Here is a 13,170-nt window from a genome sequence, read left to right on the forward strand (position 1 = left end):
TGGCAACTTGCAAGCCCAAGCTATGATTTAACAATGATGTGCCGGTTGTTGACTGTTTTGCATTTCGCACTGAATAGTTGTTGTACACGGCAAAGTTATTTTCCCACGGAGCGGTTTCCTTTCTCTGCCGTTGTACGCATGGCTCAATGAAGAGCAGCGCACCTGATGCGTGGCAAAAGCCGCGCTCATTTCGCCTGCCACATAATCACAGGAAGAAAGTCATGTCAGAGCTTCCCGATCGCCTGGCGATCAATGCCCTGTTTGCGGGTAATTATTCCGATCCCTTCGCCTTACTGGGGATGCACCAGACAGCCAACGGGCTGGAAGTCAGGGCGCTGCTGCCCGACGCTTCGGAAGTATGGGTTATCGAAACCAACACGGGGCGTAAAGTCGCCCAGCTGAAATGCCTCGATCCGCGCGGCTTTTTCAGCGCGGTGGTGCCGCGCCGCAAGAATATGTTTCGCTACCAGCTGGCGGTGGACTGGCACGGTCAGCAAAACCTGATCGACGACGCCTATCGCTTCGGCCCGCTGTTGCAGGAGATGGATGCCTGGCTGCTGGCGGAAGGGACTCATCTGCGTCCTTACGAAACCCTGGGCGCGCACGCTGCGGTGATTGACGACGTACACGGCACGCGCTTTAGCGTCTGGGCGCCCAACGCGCAGCGCGTTTCAGTGGTAGGCGATTTCAACTTCTGGGATGGCCGTCGCCATCCAATGCGCTTCCGCCGTGAAATGGGCATCTGGGAGCTGTTCGTGCCTGGCGCGTTCAACGGGCAGCTCTACAAGTTCGAAATCGTCGATCATACAGGTCATCTGCGCATTAAAGCGGATCCCTACGCGTTTGAGGCGCAAATGCGTCCGCAAACGGCGTCGATGATTTGCGGCCTGCCGCCGAAGGTCGAGATGCCTGAGGAGCGTAAGGCGCGCAACAACTTTGACGCGCCGATTTCTGTCTATGAGGTGCATCTCGGCTCGTGGCGGCGTCATACCGAGAATAATTTCTGGCTCAGCTACAAAGAGCTGGCGGAGCAGCTGGTGCCCTACGTCAAAGAGATGGGCTTTACCCATATCGAACTGCTGCCGGTCAATGAGCATCCTTTCGACGGTAGCTGGGGTTATCAGCCGCTCGGCATGTATGCGCCGACGCGGCGCTTCGGCACGCGCGACGAATTCCTTTACTTTATCAACGCCGCGCACGAGGCGGGCCTTAACGTGCTGCTGGACTGGGTGCCGGGACATTTCCCGAGCGACGATTTTGGCCTGGCGAAGTTTGACGGCACTGAGCTTTATGAGCACAGCGATCCGCGCGAAGGCTATCACCAGGACTGGAACACCCTGATCTACAACTTTGGCCGCCGCGAAGTGAGCAACTATCTGGCGGGCAACGCGCTTTACTGGATAGAGCGCTGCGGCATCGACGGACTGCGTGTCGATGCGGTGGCCTCGATGATTTACCGCGACTACAGCCGCGCCGAAGGCGAATGGGTGCCGAACCATTATGGCGGCCGTGAAAACCTCGAAGCCATCGCCTTTCTGCGCTACACCAACCGCACGCTGGGGCGCACAGCGCCAGGCAGCGTCACCATCGCCGAAGAGTCTACCGACTTCGACGGCGTGTCGCGTCCGCCGGAAGCGGGCGGCCTCGGCTTCTGGTACAAGTGGAACCTGGGCTGGATGCACGACACGCTCGACTACATGAAGCTCGACCCGGTGTACCGCAGCCATCATCACGATCTGATGAGCTTCGGCATGATGTACAACTACACCGAAAACTTTATGTTGCCGCTCTCTCATGACGAAGTGGTACACGGCAAGAAATCGCTGCTTGACCGTATGCCGGGTGACGCCTGGCAGAAGTTCGCCAACCTGCGCGCCTACTACGGCTGGATGTGGGCCTTCCCCGGCAAAAAACTGCTGTTTATGGGCGGCGAATTCGCTCAGGGCAAAGAGTGGAACCACGACGTCAGCCTTGACTGGCATCTGCTGGAGGGGGCCGATAACTGGCACCACGGCGTACAGCGGCTGGTGCGCGACCTGAACCATACCTATCGCCACTATACGCCGCTCCATCAGCTCGATTTCGATCCCTCTGGCTTCGAGTGGCTGGTTGTCGACGATCGTGAAAATTCGGTGTTCGTCTTTGTGCGTCGCGATCGCGAAGGCAACGAGATTATCGTCGCCAGCAACTTTACGCCGGTGCCGCGCCATAACTATCGCTTCGGCGTTAATCAGGCAGGCAACTGGCGCGAAGTGCTCAACACCGACCAGCACAGCTATCACGGCAGCGATACGCGCAACCCGGTAGTGCATACCGATGAGATCTACAGCCATAACCGACCGCTGTCGCTGTCGCTGACGCTGCCGCCGCTCGCTACCATCTGGCTGGTGAAGGAGGCGGAATGACGCTGCTTCCGGGACGTGCTGAGCCGCCTGGCGCCAGTTACGACGGCAAGGGCGTAAACTTTACGCTCTTTTCCCGGCATGCCGAGCGCGTCGAACTCTGCCTGTTTAACGAGGGGCAGGAGCGGCGTTTCGAACTTACGGCGCGTACCGGCGATATCTGGCACGGCTATATATCCGCGCTGAAACCGGGCCAGCGCTACGGCTTCCGCGTCTACGGCCCCTGGGCGCCGGAGCGTGGGCACCGCTTTAATCCGGCAAAGCTGCTGGTCGATCCCTGCGCCCGCGCGGTAGAGGGCGAAGTGACGGACGACGCGCGCATGTATGGCGGCATCGATCGGCCTGATGAGCAGGACAACGCCGCGGTAGCGCCTAAATCGCTGGTGGTAGCGGAGGATTTCGACTGGGAAGGGGATATCGCTCCGCGCACGCCCTGGGGCAACACGGTGATTTACGAGGCGCACGTGCGCGGATTAACGCAGCGACATCCGGAAATTCCGGAATCGCTGCGCGGGACTTACGCCGCGCTCGGCCATCCTGTTATGGTGGACTACCTGCGCCATCTTGGCATTACCACGCTGGAGCTGCTGCCGGTGGCCCATTTCGCCAGCGAGCCGCGCCTGCAGCGCCTTGGGCTAAGCAACTACTGGGGCTATAACCCTTTCGCCCTCTGGGCCGTCGATCCGCGCTACGCCTCGCAGGAAAGCGTAACGCCTCTGCAGGAGTTTCAGCAGGCGGTGAAAAATCTGCACGCGGCGGGCATTGAAGTGGTGCTGGACGTGGTGTTCAACCACACCGCCGAGCTGGAGGAGATCGGCCCGACGCTGTCGCTGCGCGGCGTCGATAACGCCAGCTATTACTGGCTTAACCCGCAGGGCGAATATGAAAACTGGACCGGATGCGGCAATACCCTGAACCTCAGCGATCCCCAGGTGATGAACTGGGCGCTGGAGGCGCTGCGCTACTGGGTGCGCGTCTGCCATGTCGACGGCTTTCGCTTCGACCTGGCGTCGGTGCTGGGACGCACGCCCGATTTTTCAGCGCATGCGCCGCTGTTTGAGGCGATCAAAGCCTGCCCGCTGCTCTCAACGGTCAAGCTGATCGCTGAACCCTGGGATATCGGCCCTGGCGGCTATCAGGTCGGCAATTTTCCGCCCCTGTTCGCCGAGTGGAACGACCATTTCCGCGACGATATGCGGCGCTTCTGGCTGCATCGCGACGTCAGCAACGGCGCGTTCGCCCGGCGCTTCGCCGCTTCCAGCGACCTGTTTCAGCGTGACGGCCGACTGCCGCACGCCGCCGTTAACCTGATTACTGCGCATGACGGCTTTACGCTGCGTGACCTGGTAAGCTTTAACCATAAGCACAATCAGGCCAACGGCGAGGACAACCGCGACGGCAGCAACGGTAATTTCAGTCACAACCACGGCGTGGAGGGGCTGCGCGCCAACTTTGACGTAATTGAGCGTCGCCGCCTTAGCGCACATGCGCTGCTGACCTCGCTGCTGCTGGCGCAGGGCACTCCGATGCTGCTCGCGGGCGACGAGCGCGGCCACAGCCAGCGCGGCAACAATAACGCCTACTGTCAGGACAACCTCCTGACCTGGCTCGACTGGCAGGAAGAAGAGAGCAGTCTGGTAGATTTTACCGCCGCCCTGATCCGTTTGCGTCAGCAGATCCCGGCGTTAACCGCCGATCGCTGGTGGCAAGAGGGCGACGGCAATGTGCAGTGGCTAAATTCCAGCGGCAGGCCACTGCAGCGAGAGGAGTGGGAACAGAAGGCGCACAGAATGCAGATTCTGCTCTCCGGCCGCTGGTTAATAACAATAAACGCCACGGATTCGGTGAGTGACATCGCCTTACCAGACGGAGAATGGCGTGCCGTTCCTCCTTTCGCCGGGGATGACAATCCCATTTTGTCGACTGTCTGGCATGGTCCCGCACACGGTGTGTGCGTGTTCCAAAAGCAATCATAAGGAGTCAGACATGGTTAAATTAGACAGAACTGATCACCTGATGCTGGCCCGCCAGCTCCCTACACAGACTGTTGCGCTAATCCTCGCCGGGGGAAGAGGCACGCGCCTGAAAGACCTGACCGCCAAACGCGCCAAGCCGGCCGTACACTTCGGCGGTAAGTTTCGCATTATCGATTTTGCGCTCTCAAACTGCATTAACTCGGGGATCCGCCGTATCGGCGTCATTACCCAGTACCAGTCGCACACGCTAACGCAGCACGTTCAGCGCGGCTGGTCTATCTTCAACGAAGAGATGAATGAGTTTGTGGATCTGCTGCCGGCGCAGCAGCGTACCTTAACGGAACACTGGTATCGCGGCACCGCAGACGCCGTAACGCAGAATCTCGATATTATTCGCCGCTATCAGGCGCAGTACATCGTGATTCTGGCTGGCGATCATATTTATAAAATGGACTATTCGCGCATGCTGCTCGACCACGTCGACGCCAACGCGAAGTGCACCATCGCCTGCCTGCCCGTGCCGCTTCACGAAGCGACCGCCTTTGGCGTGATGGCCGTGGATGAAAACAATAAAGTGATCGACTTTGTAGAGAAGCCGCCGCAGCCGCCCGCTATGCCAGGCGACGATACTCAGGCGCTCGCCAGTATGGGGATCTACGTTTTTAACGCCGATTATCTCTATCAGTTGCTGGAGGAAGATCTGCAGGAGCCTGAATCTAATCACGACTTCGGCAAAGATATTCTGCCGAAGGTGGTGGCGAGCGGCGAAGGGTATGCCCATTCGTTTACGCTCTCCTGCGTACAGCAGGATGAAAACTCGCCGCCCTACTGGCGCGACGTGGGGACGCTGGAGGCTTACTGGCGCGCGAATCTCGATCTCGCATCGGTGACGCCGGAACTGGATATGTATGACCATACCTGGCCGATCCGGACGCATATGGAGCCGTTGCCGCCCGCCAAGTTTGTGCAGGACCGCTCGGGCAGCCATGGAATGACGATGAATTCGCTGATCTCCGGCGGCACCATCATCTCTGGCTCCGTCGTGGTGAATTCCGTTCTGTTCCCACGCGTGCGTATTAACTCTTTTTGCAATATCGATTCCGCCGTACTGCTGCCTGACGTGGTGGTAGGACGATCCTGCCGCCTGCGTCGTTGCGTCATCGACCGCGCCTGCGTGCTGCCGGAAGGCATGGTGATAGGAGAGAATCCTGACGAGGACAGTCGTCGGTTTTACCGTTCAGAAGAGGGTATCGTTCTGGTCACACGCGCCATGCTTGCCAGGCTGGCCAGCGCGTAGCCGCCAACGATAAAAAGCACCATATAATCGACGCGAGGATCGCGCCCGATCACTAATTAAGAGGCCGAGGATGCAGGTTTTACATGTCTGTTCAGAACTTTTTCCGCTGCTAAAAACCGGCGGGTTGGCTGATGTTGTTGGGGCATTGCCACAGGCGCAAATTGCGGACGGAACGGATACGCGGGTGCTGTTGCCCGCTTTTCCCGACCTGCGCAAGGGGATTCCTGAAACGGAGGTCGTGGCCGAATTGCAAACCTTCGCCGGTCCGGCACGGCTGCTGTTTGGCCATTTCAACGGCGTGGGCATCTATCTGATCGACGTGCCGGAGCTTTACGATCGACCCGGCAGCCCGTATCACGATACGTCGCAGTTCGCCTACGTGGATAACTATCTGCGCTTTGCTCTGCTTGGCTGGATGGGCTGTGAAATCGCTTGCGGGCTGGATACGTACTGGCAGCCCGATATCGTGCATGCGCACGACTGGCATGCGGGTCTCACCTGCGCCTATCTGGAAGCGCGCGGACGACCGGCAAAATCCGTGTTTACCGTACACAACCTGGCGTACCAGGGACTCTTCAACGCCCGTCATCTGGATGAAATCGAGCTGCCTGTAGAATTCTTCGATATGCACGGGCTGGAGTTCTACGGCCAGATCTCCTACCTGAAGGCGGGCCTGTTCTACGCCGATCACGTCACGGCCGTCAGCCCGACTTATGCGCATGAAATCACGCGTCCAGAGTTTGGCTACGGCATGGAGGCGCTGCTGGAGCAGCGGCTGCGTGAAGGGCGTCTGAGCGGCATCCTGAACGGTGTCGATCCCGGTATCTGGGATCCGGCGCACGATTTGCTGCTCAGCGCGCGCTACAACCGCGACACGCTGGAAGCGAAGGCTGAGAATAAACGTCAGCTACAGATCGCGATGGGGCTGAAGGTCGATGACAGCGTGCCGGTGTTTGCGGTGATCAGTCGCCTGACGCGGCAGAAAGGGCTGGATCTGGTGCTGGAAGCGCTGCCTGGCCTGCTGGCGCAGGGCGGCCAGCTGGTACTGCTGGGGCAGGGGGACGCTGAGCTGCAACAGGGCTTCCTGGCCGCGGCGGCAGAGCATCCCGGCAGCGTCGGCGTGCAGATTGGCTACCATGAGGCTTTCTCGCACCGCATTGTCGGTGGCGCGGACGTCATTATGGTGCCGAGCCGCTTCGAACCCTGCGGTCTGACGCAGCTCTACGGCCTGAAATATGGCACCCTGCCGCTGGTGCGGCGTACGGGCGGCCTTGCCGATACGGTTAACGACAGTTCGCTGGAAAACCTTGCCGACGGCATCGCCAGCGGGTTCAGCTTTGAAGACAGCAACGCCTGGTCGCTGTTACGGGCGATTCGACGTGCTTTTGTATTGTGGTCCCGCCCTTCTCTGTGGCGTTACGTTCAGCGACAGGCGATGGGGATGGATTTTAGTTGGCAAGTGGCCGCGCAGGCTTACCGCGATCTTTACCAACGTTTGCTGTAACGAGAGACTGGGATAACTGATATGAATGCTCCTTTCAACTATACGTCGCCGACACTGACGGTCGAAGCGTTGAAACACTCGATTGCCTATAAGCTGATGTTCACCATCGGTAAAGATCCTTCTGTGGCGAACCAGCATGACTGGCTCAACGCCTCGCTGCTGGCGGTGCGCGACCGTATGGTGGAGCGCTGGTTGCGCTCCAGCCGCGCGCAGCTTTCGCAGGATGTACGTCAGGTTTACTACCTGTCGATGGAGTTTCTGCTGGGCCGGACGTTAGGCAACGCGTTGATGGCAATGGGCATTTATGACGATCTCAATCAGGCGCTGGATGAGATGGGCCTGAACCTTGCCGATCTGATGGAAGAAGAGAACGATCCCGGCCTCGGCAACGGCGGCCTCGGACGGTTAGCCGCCTGTTTTCTCGACTCGCTCGCCACGCTGGGCCTGCCGGGACGCGGCTACGGCATTCGTTACGATTACGGTATGTTCAGACAGAACATTATCGACGGCGAGCAAAAAGAGTCGCCCGATTACTGGCTGGAATATGGCAACCCGTGGGAATTCCAGCGCTATAACACGCGCTACAAAGTGCGTTTCGGTGGCCGCATCCAGCATGAAGGAGCGAAAGTCCGCTGGCTGGAGACCGAGGAGATTGTCGCCATGGCGTACGATCAAATCATCCCCGGCTTCGATACCGACGCCACCAATACGCTGCGCCTGTGGGGCGCGCAGGCGAGCAACGAAATCAATCTCGGCAAGTTTAACGAGGGCGATTACTTTGCGGCGGTTGAAGATAAAAACCACTCGGAAAACGTCTCGCGCGTGCTCTATCCCGACGATTCCACCTATTCAGGCCGGGAGCTGCGTCTGCGTCAGGAGTATTTCCTGGTTTCCGCCACGGTGCAGGATATTCTTAACCGCCACTGGCAGATGCATAAAACCTGGGACAACCTGGCGGATAAAATCGCCATCCACCTTAACGATACCCACCCGGTGCTGGCGATCCCGGAACTGATGCGTCTGTTGATCGACGACCATAAGTTTACCTGGGACGATGCGTTTGAAGTGACCTGCCAGGTCTTCTCTTACACCAACCACACGCTGATGAGCGAGGCGCTGGAAACCTGGCCGGTAGAGATGATTGGCAAGATCCTGCCGCGCCATCTCGGCATTATTTTCGAGATTAACGACTACTTCCTGAAGACGATTCAGGAGTACTACCCGGATGACTGGGATCTGCTGTCGCGCATCTCGATCATTGATGAAAACAATGGACGTCGTATTCGTATGGCGTGGCTGGCGGTGGTGGTGAGCCATAAGGTCAACGGCGTTTCCGAACTGCACTCTAACCTGATGGTGCAGTCGCTGTTCGCTGACTTTGCTCGTCTGTTCCCGGGCCGCTTCTGCAACAAAACCAACGGCGTTACGCCGCGCCGCTGGCTGGCGCTGGCTAACCCCGCACTGTCAGAACTGCTGGACGAAGAGATTGGCCGCACCTGGCGTACCGATCTCAGCCAGCTCGCCGAGCTGAACCAGAAAATCGACTATCCGGCGTTTATCGAAAAAGTGGCCGACGCCAAGTTCGATAACAAGCGTCGTCTGGCGGACTGGGTGGCAAAAAACATGGACGTGGTGCTCGATCCTAACGCGCTGTTCGACGTGCAGATCAAGCGTATCCACGAATATAAACGTCAGCTGTTGAACGTGCTGCACGTTATTACCCGCTATAACCGCATCAAGGCCGATCCCACCGCCGACTGGGTGCCGCGCGTTAATATCTTTGCAGGCAAGGCGGCTTCGGCCTACTACACGGCCAAACATATCATTCATCTGATCAATGATGTGGCGAGCGTGATCAACAACGATCCGCAGGTGAAGAACAAGCTGAAGGTGGTGTTTATTCCCAACTACAGCGTTAGCCTGGCGCAGATCATTATTCCGGCGGCGGATCTCTCTGAGCAGATTTCGACGGCAGGCACCGAGGCATCGGGCACCAGCAATATGAAATTCGCGCTTAACGGCGCGCTGACCATAGGGACGCTGGACGGCGCGAATGTCGAGATGCTTGAGCACATCGGCGAGGAGAATATCTTTATTTTCGGCAACACCACGCCGCAGGTCGAAGCATTGCGCACTGGCGGCTATAACCCGCGTAAATATTATGAAGAGGATGCCGAGCTGCATCAGGTATTGACGCAGATCGCTTCCGGCGTATTCAGCCCGCAGGAGCCAGGCCGCTACCGCAACCTGTTTGATTCGCTGGTGAACTTCGGCGATCACTATCAGCTACTGGCGGATTACCGCAGCTATGTGGATACGCAGGATAAGGTGGATGAGCTTTATCGCAAACCGGAAGAGTGGCAGCGCCGCGCCGCGCTGAATATCGCCAATATGGGGTATTTCTCCTCTGACCGCACCATTCAGGAGTATGCGGATGAGATCTGGCATATCAAGCCGGTGAGGCTGTAGTTATCGAGCGGGCGAAGCCCGCTCGCTTATCTTCTGTCGCGCTGGTCTTCTTTCAGTTTTTCATCGTGCTCGACAGCGTTGATTGCTCAATTGCGCCTTACCGACAATACCGGATGAAGTAGATGTTTTTCGGCGACGCTGTGGAAGCAATACCACTCTGCATTCCATATTTTACTTTGCCGTAGCCCCGATGAAGTGTTGCCGAAGGAACGGTCCGGTCACTGATTCCGGGGCGTCGAGCATGGTTGCAGGTAAGCCCTGGAAAATGATCCTTCCTCCTTGTTTGCCCGCCCCGGGTCCCATTTCTATCAACCAGTCTGCATAGGCTATGACGTCTAGATTGTGTTCAACCACGATGACGGTACAACCTCGCTGAGTAAGGTCATCAAAAATTGCAAGCAGCCGCTCTACATCAGACATATGCAGACCAGAAGTCGGCTCGTCAAAGACATAAAGGCTACCTTCTGCGGCCAGGCTGGAGGCCAGTTTTAAACGCTGGCGCTCGCCGCCAGAAAGCGTATTCAAGCGTTGTCCCAGTGATAAGTAACCTAATCCAACTTTGGCGAGTCGAAGCAATGGTTCAATAACGAGCTGGCAGGAATGAAAATATTTCAGTGCTTGTTCCACGGATAAGGCCAAAACATGAGCAATATTACAGCCCATCCATGTGATGGCGCGTGCCGTATGGTTGAACCCCGTAGCGCCGCAGGCATCACAAGGTGTTTCCACGCTGTCCATAAAAGCCAGATCGGTCAGAATTGATCCCAGGCCCTTGCAGATCGGACATGCACCTTGAGCATTACTACTGAACAGGCTTGCGGGCTGACCACTGGACTTCGCGAAACACGCGCGAATCTCGTCAAGTACGCCAATGTAGGTTGCAACCGACGAGCGCCGCGTTCCCCCTAAACTTTTCTGGTCAATCAGGACGGCATGGGGGTAATAACGGGGCAAAAGGCGGTTGACGAGCGTGCTTTTGCCAGAACCGGCGACGCCGGTCACCACGGTCAGTACGCCTGTAGGTATAGAAACGTTAACATCGTGCAGATTATGCAATGAAAGACCATGCAGTGCGATCTGTCCCGTCGCAGCGCGCGGTTTATGTTTCATAAGTGCGGCGCCCTGCCGCATGTAACGTCCTGTCAATGTGTTGGCCTGCCGTAAACCTGTGACATTGCCCTGGTACACAATATGGCCGCCCTCTTTCCCGGCGCCAGGCCCCATGTCTATTACATGATCGGCAATAGCTATGATGTCTGGGTCGTGTTCCACCACCAGGACAGTATTGCCCTTGTCACGCAGGCTGCGTAGCAAAACGCTGAGTTGATGGACGTCGCGCGGATGCAGCCCTGCGCTGGGCTCATCAAAGATGTAAGCTATGTCAGTGAGACTGCTACCAAGATGGCGAACCATCTTCACCCGCTGGGATTCCCCACCTGACAAGCTGGCAGTTTCCCGGCTCAGGTCCAGGTAGTCCAGGCCAATGGCACACATCTGTTCCAGCCTTTCGATGATGGCGGACACTACCGGGGCGACAGGTTTGTCATTGATTGTGCGAATAAAAGCTAACAGGTCGGAAATTTGCAGGCTGGCGCAATCCGCGATGGAATTACCGTTGATTTTGCAGGACAGAATGGTCGGATTAAGCCGCGCACCACTACACGCCGGGCACTGCTGCCGTGTGATGACGCGGGCGAGTCCTTCTCGCTCGGCCTGAGTCAGCCGGCTGGGTTCATGTTCCAGATAGGCGCGCCGAAAGCGCGGAACTATGCCCTGATATCGCGCTGACGACGGCCATCCAGGCAACGGATTGCTCACGACAAGATCGTCAGCGTACAGGAGTGTTTGTTGTTCCGCTGGGGTGTAATCGGCCAGCGGCTTATCACAGTCGAACATGCCGGAGCAGGCATATCGCTTCCAGCGGAACGTGCCGGGGGCAAACGTGGGGAACTTGATTGCTCCTTGATTCAAAGACTTGCTGCGATCGAGCAGGAGGTCAAGGTCAAGCTCGTTCACCGTACCCAGTCCTTGGCAGGTAGGGCACATTCCTTGCGGATGATTGGACGAGAATACATTTGCATAGCCCACGAATGGCTGGCCAAGGCGTGAGAACAGCAGCCTCAGCAATGGCTGAATGTCGGTAGCTGTGCCTATTGTTGAACGCGCATTGCCGCCCAGCGGCTTTTGATCGACTACGATGGATGCTGGTAGATTGTGTATGGCATCGGCCAGTGGCTGACCATAATGCGGCAGTCGGTGACGGACGAAAGCGCTGTGGCTCTCGTTGAGCTGGCGTTGGGATTCAGCTGCGATCGTGTCGAACACTAGCGAAGATTTGCCTGAACCGGACACGCCGGTGAATACTGTGATGCAGTGTTTAGGAATGTATAGGGTAACGCTGCACAGATTGTTATTGCGTGCGCCAATGATCTCGATATCTCGGTACGGAGCAGTCACGGAATTTATCGGCCTCCTTGTTCCTCATTACCATCATGAGTCAATACAGCGCTGACTTTCTCGCATAGCTCTGAAAACAAAGCCTGTTCACCAGGCGTCAATATGGCCATGACACATTGTGCCGCGTCGCGTCTACCTGTTGCGGCACGCATGAGAAAATCACGACCTGACCTTGTCAGCGCAGTGATCTGCTCGCGGCGATCCTCTTCTCCCTGCATTTGCTCCACCAGCCCGAGCTCTTTGAGCACACGAAGAGACTTAGACATGCCAGTACGTGTGGCACTCAGTTTTTCGCCTAGCTGTGAAGGCGTCGCAGGTCCTTGCAACCGCAAAAACTCCAGGATGTCGTATTGGGGCCAGCTCACACTTTCGGGCGTATAGCGGGCGCGCCGCGCAATGAGCGTGCATTGCAGGTGCGAGAGCGCATTTTCCAGAGCGCTGGGTTCGTCGTCGGCTTGAATAATGGATGCGGGTTTCAAAAAAAGGTTTCCTTTATGCAACTTTAATTTGCATTTTATCAGGATAAATTATCAATATGGTTTCATTTTTTCAACTATATGATCAGCTGCGCTTTCAAAAAGTTTCCCGAAAGATTCTGCCTGCCGCGGTGCACCGTCCCGGTAACTTATCGCCATGGTTACTGATCAAACACTCTTTGCCATGGCAGCAGCCGGAACGGCATGATGAGGAGAACGAGCCGGCGGTCAACATAGACGGCCTTGTATTGCTTCAACGTGGGTTTGTGACGCTTACTGGTTTGGGTGCGGTGCTGGAGCATAAGCACATGGCAGCCAGTCGGGGGGTTGCATAGAAAGCCGAGCACTATGATATCGCTAAGCCCGACGGTCTGCGCCAGAGCTTTGCCACATCGACTGTTGGTCCGGTGAGTCTGATTTTTCTATAACGATATTCTGTACATCCAGGTTTCCGGAAGTTTTACGGGAGGCGCGCGAGTAAAGGCTGGGGTGGATTCTGGCAAGCATCAATATATGCTTAACCCGATTAATCTATTAATAGATTGATATTTACTGACTTATTTATAGTTTAGTGGAATGTCGAGTCGAA

The 13,170-nt window shown here is 57.0% G+C and carries 8 protein-coding genes; 6 read left to right on the plus strand and 2 right to left on the minus strand.

The genetic code is table 11. The features are described 5' to 3' along the window. Nucleotides 1-221: 221 nt before the first annotated feature. The 5 genes from glgB (at nt 222) to glgP (ending at nt 9,648) form a co-directional block, all read left to right on the plus strand. Nucleotides 222-2,405: a 1,4-alpha-glucan branching enzyme gene (glgB, locus tag MHZ89_RS17545; protein ID WP_311784071.1), complete on the plus strand. Its 2,184-nt coding sequence runs from the start codon at nt 222-224 to the stop codon at nt 2,403-2,405. After that, entirely contained in the window at nt 2,402-4,378 is a 1,977-nt protein-coding gene (gene glgX / locus MHZ89_RS17550; RefSeq protein ID WP_311784072.1) for a glycogen debranching protein GlgX, read from the plus strand. Before glgB ends, glgX begins: the two co-directional genes overlap by 4 nt. Before the next feature lie 10 nt (nt 4,379-4,388). Then, on the plus strand, nt 4,389-5,675 hold the full coding sequence (gene glgC / locus MHZ89_RS17555; RefSeq protein WP_120457236.1) for a glucose-1-phosphate adenylyltransferase: 1,287 nt from the start codon (nt 4,389-4,391) through the stop codon (nt 5,673-5,675). Between the two features lie 70 nt (nt 5,676-5,745). Beyond that, complete coding sequence (gene glgA / locus MHZ89_RS17560; RefSeq protein WP_311784073.1) at nt 5,746-7,179, plus strand: glycogen synthase GlgA; 1,434 nt, start codon at nt 5,746-5,748, stop codon at nt 7,177-7,179. 21 nt (nt 7,180-7,200) lie between these two features. Next, a complete protein-coding gene (gene glgP / locus MHZ89_RS17565) occupies nt 7,201-9,648 on the plus strand; it encodes a glycogen phosphorylase (protein ID WP_311784074.1) in 2,448 nt (815 codons plus the stop codon). Between the two features lie 171 nt (nt 9,649-9,819). On the opposite strand, the gene MHZ89_RS17570 is transcribed toward glgP, so the two are convergent. Next, entirely contained in the window at nt 9,820-12,105 is a 2,286-nt protein-coding gene (locus tag MHZ89_RS17570; RefSeq protein WP_311784075.1) for an excinuclease ABC subunit UvrA, read from the minus strand. 5 nt (nt 12,106-12,110) lie between these two features. Next, on the minus strand, nt 12,111-12,584 hold the full coding sequence (locus tag MHZ89_RS17575; RefSeq protein WP_311784076.1) for a MarR family transcriptional regulator: 474 nt from the start codon (nt 12,582-12,584) through the stop codon (nt 12,111-12,113). Nucleotides 12,585-12,640: 56 nt separating this feature from the next. Here MHZ89_RS17575 and MHZ89_RS17580 point away from each other — a divergent pair, with 56 nt between their 5' ends. Further along, on the plus strand, nt 12,641-12,916 hold the full coding sequence (locus tag MHZ89_RS17580) for a hypothetical protein (protein WP_311784077.1): 276 nt from the start codon (nt 12,641-12,643) through the stop codon (nt 12,914-12,916). Nucleotides 12,917-13,170 lie beyond the last annotated feature (254 nt).

The sequence above is a fragment of the Pantoea sp. ACRSB genome, from assembly GCF_022346905.1.
Lineage (GTDB): Bacteria > Pseudomonadota > Gammaproteobacteria > Enterobacterales > Enterobacteriaceae > Pantoea > Pantoea piersonii.

Coding starts and splice junctions, on each gene's coding strand:
- glgP (WP_311784074.1), top strand. CDS start 7,201: ATGAATGCTCCTTTCAACTATACGTCGCCGACACTGACGGTCGAAGCG.
- glgB (WP_311784071.1), top strand. CDS start 222: ATGTCAGAGCTTCCCGATCGCCTGGCGATCAATGCCCTGTTTGCGGGT.
- glgA (WP_311784073.1), top strand. CDS start 5,746: ATGCAGGTTTTACATGTCTGTTCAGAACTTTTTCCGCTGCTAAAAACC.
- MHZ89_RS17580 (WP_311784077.1), top strand. CDS start 12,641: ATGGTTTCATTTTTTCAACTATATGATCAGCTGCGCTTTCAAAAAGTT.
- glgC (WP_120457236.1), top strand. CDS start 4,389: ATGGTTAAATTAGACAGAACTGATCACCTGATGCTGGCCCGCCAGCTC.
- glgX (WP_311784072.1), top strand. CDS start 2,402: ATGACGCTGCTTCCGGGACGTGCTGAGCCGCCTGGCGCCAGTTACGAC.